Below are 429 nucleotides of genomic sequence, written 5' to 3'. Positions count from 1 at the left end.
TTAAAAACTTATGAAGACATTACGTTCAATACAAGGGATTATCCCACAAAACAGGTAACTACCCTTTCAGATGCTAACATTGTGGAAACGAACTACCAATACGCCCATGAGAAAGGTAATCAAAGGTTGATCAACGCCAATATGATAGGTATTCCTCTGGAAACTTCTGTCGTTCAAAAACAGAATACTAATGATCCCGGAAAAGTTGTTGCTAAATCGGAAACCAAATTTGATAACCCTGCGCACCTATTCCCGAGTTCAGTTCTGTCTTATGACCTTCAGAACAACAGTTCTACCGAACTCACCTATGACCAGTACGACAGTAAGGGGAATCTCCTGCAGTACACCACCAAAGATGGTATCACGACCTCTATCATCTGGGGATATAATACAACCCAGCCCATTGCGAAGATCACAGGAGCCACCTAC

Annotated in this window: 1 pseudogene; it reads left to right on the top strand. The window is 42.2% G+C overall.

The features are described from left to right. Positions 1-429: pseudogene (locus AC2A07_RS19750) on the top strand (hypothetical protein); the annotation flags it as partial.

It is taken from the genome of Chryseobacterium sp. HNCC26DJ238, from assembly GCF_057180465.1.
This window is presented reverse-complemented; position numbering and strand designations above follow the sequence as displayed.